General features: G+C 28.2%; 18 protein-coding genes. 2 read left to right on the top strand and 16 right to left on the bottom strand.

Annotated elements, in window-relative coordinates:
• Positions 1-58 precede the first annotated feature (58 nt).
• The 16 genes from AVBRAN9334_RS00130 to AVBRAN9334_RS00205 all read right to left on the bottom strand — a co-directional run bounded on the left by AVBRAN9334_RS00130 (position 59) and on the right by AVBRAN9334_RS00205 (position 14,398).
• Positions 59-382, bottom strand: coding sequence for a hypothetical protein (locus tag AVBRAN9334_RS00130; RefSeq protein WP_214116831.1), 324 nt, complete (start codon positions 380-382; stop codon positions 59-61).
• Positions 379-1,683 carry a UDP-N-acetylmuramate--L-alanine ligase gene (murC, locus tag AVBRAN9334_RS00135; RefSeq protein ID WP_336606691.1) on the bottom strand — a complete coding sequence of 435 codons (1,305 nt, stop codon included), beginning with the start codon at positions 1,681-1,683 and terminating at the stop codon, positions 379-381. The genes AVBRAN9334_RS00130 and murC overlap by 4 nt, the downstream gene beginning before the upstream one ends.
• A 9-nt stretch (positions 1,684-1,692) precedes the next feature.
• A complete protein-coding gene (locus tag AVBRAN9334_RS00140) occupies positions 1,693-2,532 on the bottom strand; it encodes a DMT family transporter (protein ID WP_336606692.1) in 840 nt (279 codons plus the stop codon).
• On the bottom strand, positions 2,529-3,182 hold the full coding sequence (locus tag AVBRAN9334_RS00145; RefSeq protein ID WP_214116838.1) for a HesA/MoeB/ThiF family protein: 654 nt from the start codon (positions 3,180-3,182) through the stop codon (positions 2,529-2,531). The genes AVBRAN9334_RS00140 and AVBRAN9334_RS00145 overlap by 4 nt, the downstream gene beginning before the upstream one ends.
• Positions 3,157-3,948: a carbon-nitrogen hydrolase family protein gene (locus AVBRAN9334_RS00150; protein WP_214119803.1), complete on the bottom strand. Its 792-nt coding sequence runs from the start codon at positions 3,946-3,948 to the stop codon at positions 3,157-3,159. The genes AVBRAN9334_RS00145 and AVBRAN9334_RS00150 overlap by 26 nt, the downstream gene beginning before the upstream one ends.
• Positions 3,942-4,169, bottom strand: coding sequence for an exodeoxyribonuclease VII small subunit (locus AVBRAN9334_RS00155; RefSeq protein WP_214116840.1), 228 nt, complete (start codon positions 4,167-4,169; stop codon positions 3,942-3,944). The genes AVBRAN9334_RS00150 and AVBRAN9334_RS00155 overlap by 7 nt, the downstream gene beginning before the upstream one ends.
• Positions 4,166-5,617: an IMP dehydrogenase gene (gene guaB / locus AVBRAN9334_RS00160; RefSeq protein ID WP_336606693.1), complete on the bottom strand. Its 1,452-nt coding sequence runs from the start codon at positions 5,615-5,617 to the stop codon at positions 4,166-4,168. Before guaB ends, AVBRAN9334_RS00155 begins: the two co-directional genes overlap by 4 nt.
• Before the next feature lie 43 nt (positions 5,618-5,660).
• Positions 5,661-7,325, bottom strand: coding sequence for an AAA family ATPase (locus tag AVBRAN9334_RS00165; RefSeq protein WP_239803048.1), 1,665 nt, complete (start codon positions 7,323-7,325; stop codon positions 5,661-5,663).
• Complete coding sequence (locus AVBRAN9334_RS00170; RefSeq protein WP_336606694.1) at positions 7,312-8,829, bottom strand: long-chain-fatty-acid--CoA ligase; 1,518 nt, start codon at positions 8,827-8,829, stop codon at positions 7,312-7,314. The genes AVBRAN9334_RS00165 and AVBRAN9334_RS00170 overlap by 14 nt, the downstream gene beginning before the upstream one ends.
• A 13-nt stretch (positions 8,830-8,842) precedes the next feature.
• Entirely contained in the window at positions 8,843-10,513 is a 1,671-nt protein-coding gene (locus AVBRAN9334_RS00175) for an OmpP1/FadL family transporter (RefSeq protein ID WP_336606695.1), read from the bottom strand.
• A 166-nt stretch (positions 10,514-10,679) separates the two neighbouring features.
• The gene (locus tag AVBRAN9334_RS00180) at positions 10,680-11,315 is read right to left on the bottom strand and encodes a protein-L-isoaspartate(D-aspartate) O-methyltransferase (protein ID WP_336606696.1); all 636 of its coding nucleotides are present in this window, start codon (positions 11,313-11,315) and stop codon (positions 10,680-10,682) included.
• The gene (locus tag AVBRAN9334_RS00185) at positions 11,305-12,327 is read right to left on the bottom strand and encodes a ribonucleotide-diphosphate reductase subunit beta (protein ID WP_214117055.1); all 1,023 of its coding nucleotides are present in this window, start codon (positions 12,325-12,327) and stop codon (positions 11,305-11,307) included. Before AVBRAN9334_RS00185 ends, AVBRAN9334_RS00180 begins: the two co-directional genes overlap by 11 nt.
• Positions 12,327-12,743: an RDD family protein gene (locus AVBRAN9334_RS00190; RefSeq protein WP_214116851.1), complete on the bottom strand. Its 417-nt coding sequence runs from the start codon at positions 12,741-12,743 to the stop codon at positions 12,327-12,329. The genes AVBRAN9334_RS00185 and AVBRAN9334_RS00190 overlap by 1 nt, the downstream gene beginning before the upstream one ends.
• 2 nt (positions 12,744-12,745) lie before the next feature.
• Positions 12,746-13,303, bottom strand: coding sequence for a ribosome recycling factor (gene frr, locus AVBRAN9334_RS00195; protein WP_214116854.1), 558 nt, complete (start codon positions 13,301-13,303; stop codon positions 12,746-12,748).
• Between the two features lie 11 nt (positions 13,304-13,314).
• Entirely contained in the window at positions 13,315-13,632 is a 318-nt protein-coding gene (secG, locus tag AVBRAN9334_RS00200) for a preprotein translocase subunit SecG (protein WP_214116856.1), read from the bottom strand.
• A gap of 88 nt (positions 13,633-13,720) precedes the next feature.
• Positions 13,721-14,398, bottom strand: a complete 678-nt coding sequence (locus tag AVBRAN9334_RS00205; protein ID WP_214116858.1) for a Bax inhibitor-1/YccA family protein — start codon at positions 14,396-14,398, stop codon at positions 13,721-13,723.
• A gap of 103 nt (positions 14,399-14,501) precedes the next feature.
• On the opposite strand from AVBRAN9334_RS00205, the gene AVBRAN9334_RS00210 reads away from it, so the two are divergent.
• Together AVBRAN9334_RS00210 and AVBRAN9334_RS00215 are read left to right on the top strand one after the other, a co-directional pair.
• Positions 14,502-15,140 carry a carbonic anhydrase gene (locus AVBRAN9334_RS00210; RefSeq protein ID WP_214116860.1) on the top strand — a complete coding sequence of 213 codons (639 nt, stop codon included), beginning with the start codon at positions 14,502-14,504 and terminating at the stop codon, positions 15,138-15,140.
• Complete coding sequence (locus tag AVBRAN9334_RS00215) at positions 15,137-16,849, top strand: mechanosensitive ion channel family protein (protein ID WP_336606697.1); 1,713 nt, start codon at positions 15,137-15,139, stop codon at positions 16,847-16,849. The genes AVBRAN9334_RS00210 and AVBRAN9334_RS00215 overlap by 4 nt, the downstream gene beginning before the upstream one ends.
• The last annotated feature ends 140 nt before the right edge of the window (positions 16,850-16,989 follow it).

A 16,989-nucleotide genomic window follows, 5' to 3' on the forward strand; every position in this document is an offset into this window, starting at 1 on the left:
AAAGATAGTTAAAATAATTAAAGCCTTTATTATTTAGGCTTTAATTAAATTCTTAAAATTATTTGCAAATAAACATATCTATTTTTTGATTGTTAGTATTATCTATAAATACTGAAGTTCCGTTGTTAAATCCGTGAGTTTTGATATTGATTTTGATACCTTGACAATCTAAATCCTTGCCTGAATTATAAATATTTAAAATCTCTTGCTTTAAAGCTCCACTTGAATTATCTAGGCTAGTATATATAAAACCAACTATAAAAGTAACAACTATTAATGAAATAACAGCCACATAAAGCTTAGAATTAAAATGATTTTTATAATAAATACAAACACCAATTAATGCAAAAAACAATATTAAAAATATTGCAAATCTAATCATTTTAAGCCCCTTAATTTATAGGTCAAATCACCTGCGTTAAATCCAACCACTACGCCTTTATCTAAAGTAATTTCTCCTAAATTACTAAATAATTTTAAAGAATTATTAACTCTTTTTGCATCTGTAACAAAACAAGCATTAGGAAAATGCTTAATTAAATCAATTTTAATTTCATCTTCATTAGCACTATAAACAGGCAAAATAAATAGCTTTGAAAAACCTTCAAAACAAGTTTTAAAACCTTCTAAATTATCAAGCAATCTTGTGTATTTATGCGGTTGCCAAATCGCTATAGTATCATCTAAATTTAGTGCTTTTGCATAAGAAAATATGCCTTTTTTAGTCTCTCTTACTTCGGTTGGATGATGAGCGTAATCATCAATTATTACAAAATCCTTACTAGCATATAAAACATCAAAACGCTTTTTAATACCACAAAAATCTTTTAAATTTTGCTTAATCTCACTTAGGCTTAGTCCAACACACCTAGCAGCAAGTATTGCTAAAGCAGTATCAATAGCTATACATTCGCTATGACCTTGCACGCTAAAACGACCAAAATCTCTTAAATCAAAAGATATAAAAGGCAAATAATCCTTAACTTCAAATTCTAAGTTTTTAATATCTTCGCTAGGCACTAGTCTTTCACAATCTAAATCAATTGTAGCTAAAAACTCATCTTCAGCATTAATTACTCTAATTTTGCTTTGTTTTAAAAAGTCTGTATAAGCTTTATAAAAAGCGTTTAAATCGTGATTATAATGCTCTAAATGTTCAGGTTCAGCATTAGTTACTATACTTAAAGCAGGATTTAAATTCAAAAACGAACTATCACTCTCATCAGCTTCAAAAACTAATTTTTCACTAGTTTTATACACCATATTTTTACCAGCTCTTTTATCCACTGCACCGATTATAAAAGAGCTTTGCAAAATATTTGCTAGGATACTACTTGTAGTGCTTTTGCCGTGTGCACCTGCAACTGCAAAAAGCATTTTGTTTTCTAAAATAAGTGGCAAGGCTTCTTTTCTTGATAGAACTCTTATGCCTAGTTCTTTTGCTTTTTTTATTTCAGGATTGTTTTCACGAATTACTGCTGAATGCACTACCAAATCAATATCGTTGCTTAAATTTGATGCACTATGACCTATAAAAACCGCAATTCCTTCTGCTCTTAATTCTTTTACTAATTCACTCTCATAAACATCGCTTCCTAAAACACTAATTCCACGCTCATTTAAAAATCTAGCCAACGCACTAAGACCAATGCCACCAATACCAATAAAAAATATTTTTTTCATAAAAATCCTTTAAGAAAATGCTAGAGCAATCAAAATTAACCCTGCTCCTAATAATTGTAAAATTGTAAATACTTCTCCATAAAAACTTCCTAAAATTCCAGCCGAAATTGGCTCAAGTAGTAAAATCAATGCGACTTTACTTGGATGAAGGTGCTTTTGAGCGTAATTTTGAGCAAAAAAACAAAATATTGTAAATACCAATGCTGATACTAAAATAAGTATAAAAACCTTAGAATTTAAAATAGGAGTTAAACTTAAATCAGCAAAAATTAAAGCCGATAATAAATACATTATCGTGCTACCTACAAATTGAAAAAATATAAAGGTATTTAAATCATTTGATTTTAAAAATTTATCATTTAAAGCCACTAAAAGTGCAAAAAACACAGCACAAATTATCGCTAAATATTCGCCTTTTCCAAAATTATCAAAATTCGCATCACTAAATAAAAACATACCAAAACAAGCAAGTAAAGCTAGGAAAAATATCTTAAAACTAAGCTTTGCTTTGCTTATAAAAAAGCATAAAAATGGAGCAATAATTCCTTCTAAACCAGTTAGAAAAGCCACATTAGAGCTTTGAGTAAAGCTTAGTGCTTGGGTTTGAAAAATAAAGGCAAACGCCATACAAAAACCAGTGATTAATCCATATAAATAAGTAGTTTTGTAATGTTTTAAAATATCATTTTTAACCAAGAAAAAAAACACAATAGAAGCTAATAAAAATCTATAAAATAATAATTCATAGCTATTTATATAGTTTAATACCCACTTAGTAGGTAAAAACGATGCTCCCCAGATAACTACAGCAAATATTAATAAAAAAAATGATTTTTCTTGATGGTTCATAAATTAAACTTATTAAGATTTAAAATATCTTTTGAAAAATCAAAATAATATAAATAATCAAGTTTTACTTCATAACCTGCTAGATATTTTAATGCCAAAATACTTGCAAAAGTAGCACTAAACATAACAAATGGAGTTGCTTGAGGTTTTATCCTTTTTATTTCATTTTTGAATGCTATTTTTTTATTTTTTACAATACTAGCACTTATGAAAAACTCTTCAACACTAGCAAAAATCCAAGGAATATTATTAGCTTTAGCGTAATTATCAATTTCAGCTCTAACTGATAAATTATCGGTCGCATCCATAATCAAATCAGCACTAGGTTTAGTAGCAAAAAATTCTGCCGCACTCATTTTATAAGTTTTTATATCACAAAATGAACGCTCTTTTAATTTATTAAAACAATCAACCTTAGCTTTACCTTCATCGTTAAAATTAAACATAATTTGCCTTTGAATATTGCTAAAGCTAACTATATCAAAATCAACTACACTAATACTCTTTATACCACTACTAGCAAGTGCGTATGCTATACTTGAGCCAAGACCGCCTGCACCTATTATTATGATTTCTTTGTTTTCTAAATTCTTTTGCTTATCTTTTAATAATAAAGTTTGTCTTTCATAAAAGTCGCTTGTTGATTTCATTTCTTACTTCCTTAAATTGCCAAAATTTAGCAGCTTCACTAGGTTTGCTAATTTCAGAAATTAATACTTCTTCAGCGTCGCTTAATTCTTGAACTATATCTCCATAAGCATTGCATAAAAAACTATTACCATAAAAATTCCACTCTAATTCATCTACTTCGCTAACACCAATACGATTTACTCTTAAAATATTAGTATTATTTAAAAATGCTCTCATTTTAATAAGTTCGCACCATCTAGAATTTGAATTATAAGTATTTGCCGTAGGAATTATCAATAAATCTAATTCATTTGCCTTTTTAAAAAACTCATCAAAATGTATTTCATAGCCAAATAAAACACCTATTTTAAAATTATCACATTTAAAAGTATGCAATTTAATAGCTTTTGTTGAATTTATAAAAAAATCCTTTTCATTCCAATGTGAATACGGCATAAAAACTTGCTGATTTATATATTTGATTTTACCTTTATTTGCTACTAAGCAAGTTTTATTAAAACCTTTATTAGTGCTAAGAATTATAGGAGCAACTATACATAAATTATATTTAGCACTATATTCTTTTAAGGCTTCTAGTTTTACCTTGCTTTGCTCTTTTACTAAATCAACTGGCATTTGCTTTAATTCAGTAAAAAAATTATTTAAAACATACTCGCCTAACGCTACTAATCTAACATCTTTTTGCTCGCAAATTCTTAAATAATAATCAAGCCTTGCATTACTTAAAGCTTGAGTGCTTAGTTGAAGTGCTGCTATTTTCAAAATGGCAATCTTTCTGTATCAATACTTAAAGAATTATTTTGTTTAGTTTGTTCAAATTCTTCAATATCTTTACTAGCCTTATCTAACAATTCTCTAGCTTCATTTATTAGTTTCATACCATCTTTATACGCATCTACTAAATCAAACAAAGGCGTTTGCTCATCTTCAATTATTTTTAATTTTTCATCTAAAATTTCACAGATTTGTTCGTAAGTTTTTTTCATTGATTTACCTTATAATTTGGTGCTTCTGCAGTGATTGTTACATCATGAACATGGCTTTCTTTAAGCCCTGCACTAGTAATTTCTACAAACTCGGCTTTTTCTTGAAAATCTTTTATATTTATAGCTCCGTTATAACCCATTGAGCTTCTAAGACCACCAAGTAATTGAAACACTACATTTTTAATACTTCCAGTATGTGGAACTCTTCCTTCAATTCCTTCTGGCACTAGCTTTTCTTTTGCTGTTCCTTCTTGAAAATATCTATCAGAACTACCCTTTGCCATAGCCCCTAAGCTACCCATACCGCGATACGATTTATATTGTCTTCCTTGATATGTGATAAATTCTCCTGGACTTTCATCAGTCCCTGCTAAAAGCGAGCCTATCATTACACTACTTGCACCTGCTGCAAGAGCCTTTGCAATATCTCCTGAATACTTTATCCCACCATCAGCAATTATAGGCACATTAAACTCTTTAGCAGCTTCAGCACAATCACTAATAGCAGTAATTTGCGGCACTCCAACTCCACTTACTATACGAGTAGTGCAAATACTACCTGGTCCAATACCAACCTTTATAGCATCTGCTCCTGCTAATGCTAAATCCCTAACCGCCTTAGGATTAGCGATATTGCCTACTATTACATCTATATTTAATTCTTTTTTGATTTCTTTTAAAGTATCAATTATGCCTTTACTATGTCCGTGAGCACTATCCATAACCAAGACATCAACACCTGCATTTACTAAAGCTCTAGCCCTATCAAGTTGCCCTACTCCAATAGCAGCACCTACTACTAATCTTCCTAATTTATCCTTATTTGCATTTGGATATTCTTTACGCTTTTTTAAATCCTTTATAGTAATAAGACCACAAAGAGTATTACTCTCATCTACTAAAGGCAATTTTTCTATTTTATTTTTACTAAAAATTACTTCAGCTTCATCTAAGGTGCAGCCTTTTTTAGCAGTAATTAAAGGCATTTTTGTCATTACTTCATCAACTATTTTTGAAAAATCAGTCTCAAATCTCAAATCACGATTAGTTAAAATTCCTAATAATTTTTTATCATTATCTACAACAGGAACACCTGAAATACTATATTCATTCATAATAGCTAAAGCATCACTTACCTTTGCTTTAGTATTAACATAAACAGGGTCATATATAATACCACTTTCACTTTTTTTAACCCTGATTATTTCTCTTACTTGGCTTTCAATATCCATATTTTTATGAATTATTCCAATTCCACCAAGCCTTGCCATCATTATTGCAGCCCTATGCTCTGTAACCGTATCCATAGCAGCCGAAATTAAAGGCATATTTAAATTAATATTTTTAGTAAGTTTTGTGCTAATATCAACTTCTTTTGGTAAAACTTCTGAATATTGCGGAACCAATAATACATCTTCAAATGTTAGAGCTTTTTTAATAATATTCACTGGATTTTCCTTTCGTAGTTTATTTTATTATAAGGGCTATTGATTAATTAAAGCCCATTTTAATTTCTTTAGAAAAATCGCTATTTAGTTCTTTTTGAATACTTTCTTTAAAATCATCTAATCTAAAAATTCCATCGCCTTGAGCAACTTTTATAGCAGTATTTTTAACAACCATTTTAATCTGTGCTCCACTTAATTCATAACTTTTTAAATCTTCTACTTTAAATCCTGATTCAAATTCCGCATTTTTTGGTAAGTGTAATTTCCAAATCTTCTCACGCTCTATTTCTGTTGGATTTGAGAATTTGATTTTATACTCAAATCTCCTTGAAAATGCTGGGTCTAAACTATCTAAAAAGTTAGTTGTAGCTATTACAATGCCATCAAATTTTTCTAGTTGTTCTAAGAAAATATTTTGCATTTGATTATGCATTAATTCACTTCCGTGACTTGCTACACTTCTAGTGCTTAAGAATTGATCAGCCTCGTTTAATAATAAAATAGGCGGAGTTTTAACGCTTTTGCTAATTATTTTATAATTATCAAAAATAGCACGAACATTTTTCTCACTCTCTCCTACATACTTATCTAATACTTTAGAACAATCTAGTGTGATAATTTCTCTTTTTAAAGTTTTTGCTAAATAACTAGCACTCATAGTCTTACCAGTGCCTGGAGGTCCATAAAAAATTATATTAGCTCTTAAAACATCATCTTTTACTATGCCCCAATCTTTCAATCTTTTTGCCACACTTTTGGTTGAGCGTTTTTTAAGACTTGTTGCCAAATCGCTAATATCTTTACTAACTATTAAATCTATTTCATTTATTTCTAAATATTCAAAGAAATTTAATTCTTCTACAATAGCTTTAATATTTTCGCCTTTATTTGGGAAAAAGTATTTTAACGCATTATCACTTATAATAAATCTATTATCATTACCAACATATTCAATTAATTCATTGCTAAGCAACTTAGAATCATCACTTAACAATTCATAATTTCTAATCTTTTCTAATTGATAAGGGTTGATTATGCTTAATAATTCTTCATAATGAAGTGGTTTTTTAGAGCCTGTTAATTCTTCTTTTAATAAAGCCATTAATATAAGAGTTTCTTCAGCACTCAAATCATAATCTTTCATAATTTCATTAAAAGGATTATGAAATTTTGGGCTATTTTTAAGCCTTGTATTAATCAAATCAAGTCTTAAATCCGAAGTTAAAAACTCTAATTTAATCCTAGCATCAATCATATCAAAGCAATCATTTAAATAAACGCTTAAATCAGTATAAGGCTTATGTTTATATTCTTCTAATTCATTATCACTAATTAATCTTGCCCCATCAAATTCATTAGCAAGGTTAAAAAATACATGAGCATATCTTGTAAGTGCTATTGATTGAAATAAAATAAGCCCTGCATTATCTTTATAATTAAACTGCTTTCCGCTTGCTTCTTGAATAAATTTTTTCTCATATAACTCAACGAAATTTGGTAAATATGAAACCATTTGAGCGGTAGTATTAGCATTAAAAGCATCTTCTACAATACTATGAAACTTTATCCCGAAACGAGATTTTATAGTTTTATTTAGCATTGTTCTTAATATAATGCACGCTTCTTTAGATAGACCTTGATTTAATAACTTTAAATATAAAAAACTCTCTTCGTAATTATTACTTAAAAACTCTTTAATTTTTTCCAATTTCTAACTCTTTTTTTAATTCTTTTTTCAATACTTTTCCAGCAGCATTTTTTGGTAATTCGCACTTAAAAATTATAGTTTTAGGAACTTTATAATTTGCTAAATACTTTTTAAGATACTTTTGAATTTCTTGAGCACTTAGTTTAGCACCTTCTTTTAAACAAACATAAGCAACAACGCTTTCATCTAAATCACTATCCTTAACACCTATAACAGCACAAGAATCAATTTCATCTAATTGCATAATAATATCTTCAATTTCTCTTGGATATATATTAATCCCCTTTGCAATTATTATGTCTTTTTTCCTATCTACTATATAAATAAATCCATCTTCATCAAGTCTTGCAATATCACCTGTTTTAAGCCACTCGCCTTCTATTACTTCATTGGTTAATTCAGGTTTATTGTAATAGCCTTGCATTACACAATCACCCTTTACGATTAACTCCCCTACTTCTCCGATAGGTAATTCTTTTAAATCATCATCTACTACTTTTACTTGATACCCGTGTAATGGCAAACCTACTGAATTAACCTTTTGCTTATCTAGGCGATTTACCGCAACTACTGGAGAACATTCGCTTAATCCATAGCCTTCTAAAACTGCGGTTCTTTTAAATTTTTCCTTATAGGCTTTAAGAGTTCCTTCACTTAAGGCACTAGAGCCTGATACTATAATTCTAATTTTATGAAACCACATAAAATACCAAGGTAACTTTGCCTTTAATAAAGCATTTAGTATCACAGGAACTGAAAATAATATCGTAACTCTTTTTAATAGAATTTGTTTTATAACATTTGAAAAAGGTAAAACAGAACGCTCAATTACAAGCGAACAACCCGAAAGTAAAGGTAATAAACAAACTGCTGTTAAAGTAAAACTATGAAACATAGGCAAATACGCTATGGCTCTATCTGATGATTTTATTTTAAAATCGTGTTGAGCTGATTTGATATTTGATAAAATATTTTTATAGCTTAATAAAACTCCTTTAGGAAGACCTGTTGTTCCTGAAGTATAAATTATATGAACGCTATCATCAATACTAGCTTCACACTTAAAATTATAAACAGGTGCATAATCTAAATAACTCGCTAAATATCCATCTTTTAAATTATCATCAAAAGAATGGTATATTAAAATATCTTTAAATTCATTAGCTAATTCAGCAGCTTCTTTAATATCTTTTGAAACTATTAATAATTTTGCATCGCAGTCTTTAATAATATACTCATATTCTTCACATTTTAGCATAGTATTAATAGGAACTGCGACTGCTTTTAAAGATGCTATTGCAAAATATAAAATCATAAATTCTTTACAATTACTCATAATAAAAGCTACATTATCACCACTTTTAACGCCTTGATTTTGCAAAAAAGCTATCATTTTATCTACATGAGTTTTTAACTCTTTAAAGCTTATTTTTCCATTTGCATCAAAAATAGCAACTCTACTTAAATTAGAATAATGTTCTAAGTATTCATAATAATTTTGCATTTACATCCTTTAATTAAAACTCATAATTGATACCAACATTTACAATCTGATTTGATTGATTTGAAAACTTACCTTTAGTCTGTATCAAAATATTATCAGTAACATTATTTACTTTAACATCAGCATAGTGTTGATATGCTCCCGCTCCTGTTACTTTTAAGTTTTTGTTTAATCTATATTCAAGTCCTAAAGAATACATATACATTCTACTATCTTTTGCTAAAAAGCTTATTTTCTCGCGTCTTACTGGACTATCTTCTGTAGAAAAACCTAGCATAAGCGATAATTCTTTATCATAGTTATATCTATAACCAAAGCTAAGTAATGTTGTATCTCTCCAACCTTGTTCTAAACTACTTTGTAAAAATGATGATAAAAAATACTCTTCAATAGCTTGCTTATCTTTAGGGTCTAAAGTAGCACCTATACTCATAGCAACTTTTTGAAAACCTTCAATAGTATTACAATCATTACCAGATGCTGCACACTTTTGCATAAATTGCATTGTTGCGAGCTTTAATGATTGTGGAATTTCTGGTGAATTTATTTTTAAATCCAATGTTTTTGCTTTACTCCAAAATGTTCTTCCCATATTAAACATAAACTCGTGTTTACCATATTCATAGGCAATACCAAAATTAGCATTAGCAGGATATAAGAAATTAGCACTCACATAACCATTATAACCAACTTTACTATCTTGAGTAGGTAAAGTTCCAACTATAGAACCAGTGTTAGGGTCTATTTTATATACTTCACTCATAAGACCAGCCAATCCAATACTCATAGCTGCTAACTCTTGAATAGACATTTGCATAGAATTAAATTGTTCTTGATTTTTTGGAGATAAATTATTTGCAAAATCAAACATTCCAAACTTTGACATTTTAAAATCAATATTACCTTCAAACTTATTTTTATAAGAAGAATTGTAAAGTAATGAAAATCTTAATTTATCATCAAAATATTTAGGAACATAAGTTAAAGATAATTTGTATCCAAATTTATAACCATTATCTACCCTAGCATCTCCTTCATATACCCAAGAATAAGGATGTGCATTACCTTTTTCATCAACCCAAACTCTATTTACACTACTAATATCTGCTGGAATATATCTAGGATTTTTTGCATTATCTTTTAAAATATTAAATTTGATTCTAGTATGATTTAATGTTAAACTTGCACCCAAACTTAATTCATCAATAGGCTTATAAGCATAGGAAATAGCTGCAGTTCCACCACGAATATCCATATTATTAGCAAGTGCTTTTGCATAATCACTATTCCATCCATAAACAGCAGCAAAATCAGTATAACCTGCAAATCCAACAAAATGTTGCTCGTTAATAGGATAAACAAATGCAAGTGTTGGTATAAAGAACGAAAACTCTTTTCCGTGTGCATCAGTGGCGTTATAATATGGTTCGCCATCTAAACCATTTACCAATTCATTTGTAAATCTTGAGCCAGCAGCATTGTAAAAATTTGAACTAAAATGCAATTGTGGATTTTGTCCTAAAAATCCCATATTTGCTGGATTTATAAAAGCCGCATCGGCACTAAAACTCTTTGCTAAATTTGAGCTAGATAAAGCTACTCCATCAGCACTCAATGGAACTAGCTTATAATTTGATGCTAGTAAGCTACCACTAACAACAAATGATAAGAAAACCTTATTCATTGACTCAATTTGTCCTTAATTTTTAAATAAAGTTTCGATTATATATTTTTAAAATTAATTTTTCTTTACAAAGGATAATTTTTACCTTATTAAGCTAATTATACAAATAAATGTAGATTAAAAATATTTTGAGTAAAAATAAAGATTAAAAAGTGATGTTAAATTACTATTCAACACCACTTAACATAGGAACAAAAATGCAAGAATCAAGAATGATTTCTTCTATTCTATCTTTATGCTTAATATATTTAGTAATATATTGTTTATTTTCATTTCCAACAGGAGCTACTAAAATTCCACCAACTTCAAGTTGAGTAAATAATACATCAGGAACTTTATTTGTATATGCAGATAGTAAAATTCTCTCATAAGGTGCATAATTTTTAAGCCCATTATTTCCATCAGCGTGGCGAACATATACATTTGCCTTGATTGTATCAAGATTTTTTATTGCTTTATTTGATAATTCCTTTATTCTCTCAAGAGAAAAAACTCTTCTAATAAGATTACTCAAAAGTGCAGCTTGATACCCGCTACCACAACCAATCTCAAGCACACTATCAGCACCAACAGGCTCTAGTGCTGCTGTCATCTTTGCTACTGTTATTGGTGAGCTAATCCATTGATTTGAGCTAAGCGGCATTGCGTGAAGCTCATAAGCAAAATTACTCATAGGCATAAAAATTTCTCTTGGTGTATTAGCAAATGCTTGTTTAATCTCATTGCTAATATTAACTTCATTTGCAATATTCTCAGCAAGTCTAGCACATTTTTGCTGTTCGTAAATATCCTTAAAAATCATCAAAACTCAAGCTTCCTTTACTATAATTTGTAACTTTACTTTCAAAAAAGTTACTCTTTTGGTCGTTAAATTTAGAAAAGTCATCAACCCATTTAATAGGATGTTTTGCATTATATTTTTTATCAAGTCCGATTGAGCTAAGTCTTAAATCTACTAAATAATGAATATATTCAGTAATTATATCGTCAGTAAAGCCCATAATTTGATTTTGAGTAATGTATTTACCCCATTCAATTTCAAGCTCTGCAGCTCTTTCAAACATTTCATAAATTTTAGCAATTGTTTTTTCATTAAATAAATCAGGTCTTTCTTTTCTAACTGAATTAATCATATTTTGAAACAACAATAAGTGAGTGATTTCATCTCTTTGAATAAATCTTACCATTTGAGCAGAACCTAGCATTTTACCTGCACGAGCTAGTGCGTAAATTGCAGTAAAGCCACTATAAAAATAAATTCCTTCTAGAATTTGATTCGCAACCATTGCATATAGTAACTTTTCATCAGTTACATCTCCTGCAAGTTCTTCATATAAACTTGAAATAAAATCATTTTTCTTTCTTAAAGTAGCGTCGTGCTTTTCCATTTCATATATTAAATCAGTGTCATCACAAATAGCTTCAACCATTACCGCATAACTTTTTGAATGATTTGCTTCTTCGTAAGCTTGTCTTGCTAATACTGCATTAATCTCTGGAGCTGTTATATAAGGGTTGATATTATCGGCAAGGTTATTGGTTTGAAAACTATCCATAGAAATTAGTTGGCTCCATACTAAATCATACATTCTTTTTTCACTTGAAGTTAAATTACATTTATAATCAAGTGCATCTTTTGTAGTATCAACTTCTCTAGGAAACCAAGTATTAGCTTCCATTAAATCCCATAATTTTAAAGCCCACTCATATTTTGCTTTTGTAAAATTTAATATACCTTGTGGATTTCCACCAAATACTCTTCTTGATGTTAAATCTTCATTACTTTGTGGATTATAAATTCTTTTTCTATCCATCATTTGTTCTCCTTAAGGACTATTGTGTTTGAAAATAAATCGTGTATATATTGCCTATCTTTTCTAAAAAATGGAAATAAAATACCAAATAATAAAGAAAATGTAAGCACAAACAATACCAATCTAATAAAAACTTGAAATAAACTTGCTTTTTTACCATTTTTATTTCTTAAATGCAAACCTAAATATTTATACCCTAAACTCTGACCTTTAAAAAATAAAAGTAAAAATAAAACTAAAAGATAAGTAATGGTTGCAAATAATATAAAAGATTGATTTTGTCTATACTCACTAGCACTACCTACTAAGATATAGGTAGTGAAGTATTGTATTGGCATCATTATCATAAACATATCAACAATGCCAGCTTTTAATTTATCATAAAGGCTAGCTAAACTTACCTTAGCCTTTGCCATTTTTAAACTTTAAGTAATTGTGTTTCTTTTTCTTTAACTAATTCATCAGTCTTAGCTATTGCCGCATCTGTTAATTTTTGAACTTCATCGTAAGCTTTTTTGGCTTCATCTTCGCTTACTGCTTTATCTTTTTCTAATTTTTTTACAGCGTCATTAGCGTCTTTTCTAATATTTCTAATAGCTACTTTGCATTTTTCTCCCATTGCTTTTGCAGCTTTAGCATTTTCTTCTCTTTGCTCTTTAGTCATTGGTGGGAAAAATAATTTAACTCCATCAGCATCAGCATTAGGATTTACACCGATATTTGCTGCTTTTATAGCAGTATCTATAGCCTTAATCATAGATTTTTCCCAAGGACTAATAGTAATTGTCGTTGCATCAGTTGCCAACACGGTTGCAACTTGATTTAATGGAGTTGGAGTTCCATAATAATCTACAAAAACATTATCTAATATAGAAATATTTACTTTACCTGTTCTTAAAGTCATAAAATCTTTTTTTAAAGAATTATGAGCTTTTTCATTTTGTTCTTTTTGTTTTGAATAAATATCATTTAACATTAGTATTCCTTTTATTTAATTGATTCTGGTAATGCTTTAGGCTGATTAGTGTCATTAAGTTGTTTGCTAGCATTTTCTAGTTTATTTACTAGACTTTCACCAGTTTTAGTGTTATAACTATAGCTTAAATAAATAGTATTAGCTACTAGCAAAACTCCTATAATAAAAGTAAATTTTGCTAAAAAACCAGCAGGACCTTTAGCTCCAAATAAGCTCTCATTAGAACCACTATAAGCACCTAAGCCTATACTTGAGCTTTTTTGCATAAGAACGCAAGCACAAATAATAACTACTAAAATAAATTGAATTGCGATAAAAATTGTGTTCATATTACTTCTTTCGTTTAAAAATAAAGTTTGTATTATATGTTATAAAATTTAAAATAAGTTAAAGCCTTCAAAATTGAAGGCTTAAAAATTAGTCTCTAATGCTTCTTAAGATATTTAATAAAGATATAAATAAATTAATAAAGTCAAGGTATAAAGCAATTGCACCTTGAATTGGTGTTTGATAAGCTCCACGAATTATCATTTGAGTATCATAAATGATAAAGAAGCTAAATACTATTGCTCCAACACAAGAAACTATTAAATGTAAAAGGTGGCTTTGGAAAAATAGGTTTAATAAAGACGCACCTATCATAATTAATAAAACTATAAAAAATCCTTTAGCAAAAACGCTAAAATCTCTTTTAGTTGTGAATGCAAAAACACTAAGACCTGCAAAAGCTAAAGTTGTTAAAAATAAAGCTTGAGCAATAATTGTAGCACCTGCTTGACTTTGTAAAGTAATATAAATAATTCCAGTAAGGCTTAATCCACTAATAAATGCAAATGCAAATAACATAGCAATAGCACCATTAGTTACCTCACTTTTTCTATTTAATATCATAATTAAGGCAATTTCTACTATAAGCGTTCCTATACTAGCCCAAATATTGCCAACTAAAAAACTAGCTAAATAAGTAGCACCTAAATAAGCTCCTAAAGTAGCTGCAACTAGTGAAAGTGCAAAATACATATATGTATCTCTTACAAAAATAGCAGCATCTGAGCGAATTGCTGAACTAGCACGAGTTCTTTCGTATAAACTCATAATTGTCTCCTTGTTATTATTAAATGCACTTGATTATAACTAAGTTAGTTAATATCTCATTGAAATTTTTTTATATAATTTCGCTTTTTAACAAGGATAAAAAATGGATAAATTAATAAAAGGCGCATTGCAATTTATGCAAGAAGGGTTTTTAGAACATAAAGACTTATTTAAAGATTTAAAAGAAGAGCAAAATCCACATACATTATTTATAGGTTGTGCTGATTCAAGAGTAATTCCTAATCTAATAACTTCAACAGTTCCAGGAGAATTATTTGTTGTAAGAAATATAGCAAATATTATCCCACCATATCGTGTAAAAGATGAATATTTAGCAACAACTTCAGCTATTGAATATGCTTTATATGCGTTAAATGTTGAAAATGTAATAATATGTGGGCATAGCAACTGCGGTGGATGTAAAGATATTCCTAGTAAAAAAGCAGAACTTTTACCTAACGTAAAAAAATGGGTTTCTTTAATTGATGATATTAAACAACAAGTTGATTTTACATTAGAACTAAACCACTACGAAGGTCAATACGCATTAAGGTCTTGGATGATAGAAAAAGCAAATATTTTAAATAGCTATGAAAATTTATTAGGCTATCCTGAAGTTCAAAAAAGAATTGATGAGAATAAATTAAAAATTAGAGCTTGGTATTTTTTAATAGAAACAGGAGAAATCTATGAATACTGCCCTAATGACGGACACTTTAAACCATTAAAGGATATTAAATGAGAATTTTATTTATACTATTATTTGGGGTTTTTTTATATTCTAATGAGCTATTAAATAATATTGATAATTTTTCTACTAAAAACATAAAAATAGAAGAATTAAATAAATTTTTAGCTGATGAAAAAGATGAAAACAGCCAAAATAAACTCAAAATAAATTCTGAAATCAAAGAATTAAAAAATGAAAAAAATCAAATACTAGCAGTATTTCCAACCCTAATTACACCAGAGAATTTAGACAAAAACATATTAAAAGATATTAAAAAAACTAATAATGATAAAATTTTACAAGCAGTAGAACAAAATTTTTATGAATGTTTATTAGAAATTATTTCTTATCTAAATTCTAAAGAAGAGCATAAAACAGATTTAAAAAATCTAATAGATGAACGCATAAAAACGATTAGTAATTATACAAGTGATAATCAAGAAGTAAAAATTAAAATTAATTCTTATGTAGAACTTTTAACATATCTTAGACTAAATACAGATATATTTACTACTAATGATATTTTTAAGCAACTAGATACTAATAAATTTTTAAGTAAATTTAATTCATATTTTCCAGAAGAAGTAAATAATTATATAAATCCTGGTAAAGTGATAATATGCACTCTTATAATGCTATTTATATTTTTATTAAAAAAATTAGTTCTTAAAATAATTTTTACAATAATTTTAAGAGTATTTAAGAAAAACCATGATGATCATTCATTGCAATTATTGCAAAAATCAACAAAACCATTAATTGCTTTATTTTATATATATGGTTTATGGTTATGTTTTCTAATAGCGTTCTATCCTGCTCCAATTATGACACTTATACTAACGCTATTTGGCATTATTAATACTATGGCATTTACTTGGTTATTAATAACTATCTTAGATGGATACGGAGTAATAATTATTTCAAAAATTGCTAAAAGAAGCGGTAAAAAAGAAATAATAAATCTTATGCTAAAAATACTATATTTTATAATAGTCTTCATAGCTATATTAATCATACTTGCTAAATTAGGTTTTGATATTTCAGCAATTATTGCTTCATTAGGTATTGGTGGTTTAGCAGTTGCACTTGCTGCAAAAGATATTATCGCTAACTTTTTTGCTTCTGTTTTAATGTTATTTGATAATTCATTTTCTCAAAGTGATTGGGTAGAAATTAACGGAATAGAAGGAACAATAGTTGAAACAGGTCTTAGGAAAACAACCATAAGAACTTTTGATAACTGCTTAGTATTTATCCCAAATTCTACGATATTAAATGGAAACATAAAAAATTATTCAAAAAGAAAATATGGTAGAAGAGTAAGAATGAGCGTTGGCTTGACATACGACGCAAGCACAGAGCAAATACAAAATTTTATAAACGATATAAAAGAATTGCTGACAAGCAATAATATAATTGCTAACGAAAACGATGATGTATTTCAACACAAAAACAAAAATTATTACAAACAAAATTTAATTTCTGTCAATGATTTAGAAGGCTTTAAATCATCAATTTATGTTTGGCTAGATGATTTTGCTGCAAGTAGTATCAATGTAGAGCTATACTTTTATATAAAAAGCGTTAGTGCTAAACAATATTATGATGAAAAAAGCAAAATATTAATGGAAATTATGAAAATAGTTGAGAAAAATGGTCTAAGTTTTGCTTTCCCTTCAACTAGCCTTTATATTGAAAAACTTCCAGATACAACAAAATAATTCAAATATCCTATTTTAAATTCAAGAATTTAAAATAGGAATTTTAATTTTATTTTTAAATTATTAAATAATAAAAATTATTATTTTTTATAAACTTTTATTTATTTTTTTTAATTATTATCAGAGTAAATATCGCTTTT

The sequence above is a fragment of the Campylobacter sp. RM9334 genome (assembly GCF_020138145.1).
Taxonomy (GTDB): domain Bacteria; phylum Campylobacterota; class Campylobacteria; order Campylobacterales; family Campylobacteraceae; genus Campylobacter_E.

Bases quoted from the DNA above. Each gene is read 5' to 3' on its own strand.
- AVBRAN9334_RS00140 (WP_336606692.1), bottom strand. From the start codon at position 2,532: ATGAACCATCAAGAAAAATCATTTTTTTTATTAATATTTGCTGTAGTT.
- AVBRAN9334_RS00170 (WP_336606694.1), bottom strand. From the start codon at position 8,829: ATGCAAAATTATTATGAATACTTAGAACATTATTCTAATTTAAGTAGA.
- AVBRAN9334_RS00215 (WP_336606697.1), top strand. From the start codon at position 15,137: ATGAGAATTTTATTTATACTATTATTTGGGGTTTTTTTATATTCTAAT.
- AVBRAN9334_RS00175 (WP_336606695.1), bottom strand. From the start codon at position 10,513: ATGAATAAGGTTTTCTTATCATTTGTTGTTAGTGGTAGCTTACTAGCA.
- AVBRAN9334_RS00155 (WP_214116840.1), bottom strand. From the start codon at position 4,169: ATGAAAAAAACTTACGAACAAATCTGTGAAATTTTAGATGAAAAATTA.
- AVBRAN9334_RS00185 (WP_214117055.1), bottom strand. From the start codon at position 12,327: ATGGATAGAAAAAGAATTTATAATCCACAAAGTAATGAAGATTTAACA.
- AVBRAN9334_RS00190 (WP_214116851.1), bottom strand. From the start codon at position 12,743: ATGGCAAAGGCTAAGGTAAGTTTAGCTAGCCTTTATGATAAATTAAAA.
- AVBRAN9334_RS00205 (WP_214116858.1), bottom strand. From the start codon at position 14,398: ATGAGTTTATACGAAAGAACTCGTGCTAGTTCAGCAATTCGCTCAGAT.
- murC (WP_336606691.1), bottom strand. From the start codon at position 1,683: ATGAAAAAAATATTTTTTATTGGTATTGGTGGCATTGGTCTTAGTGCG.
- frr (WP_214116854.1), bottom strand. From the start codon at position 13,303: ATGTTAAATGATATTTATTCAAAACAAAAAGAACAAAATGAAAAAGCT.
- AVBRAN9334_RS00145 (WP_214116838.1), bottom strand. From the start codon at position 3,182: ATGAAATCAACAAGCGACTTTTATGAAAGACAAACTTTATTATTAAAA.
- secG (WP_214116856.1), bottom strand. From the start codon at position 13,632: ATGAACACAATTTTTATCGCAATTCAATTTATTTTAGTAGTTATTATT.
- AVBRAN9334_RS00180 (WP_336606696.1), bottom strand. From the start codon at position 11,315: ATGATTTTTAAGGATATTTACGAACAGCAAAAATGTGCTAGACTTGCT.
- AVBRAN9334_RS00210 (WP_214116860.1), top strand. From the start codon at position 14,502: ATGGATAAATTAATAAAAGGCGCATTGCAATTTATGCAAGAAGGGTTT.
- AVBRAN9334_RS00130 (WP_214116831.1), bottom strand. From the start codon at position 382: ATGATTAGATTTGCAATATTTTTAATATTGTTTTTTGCATTAATTGGT.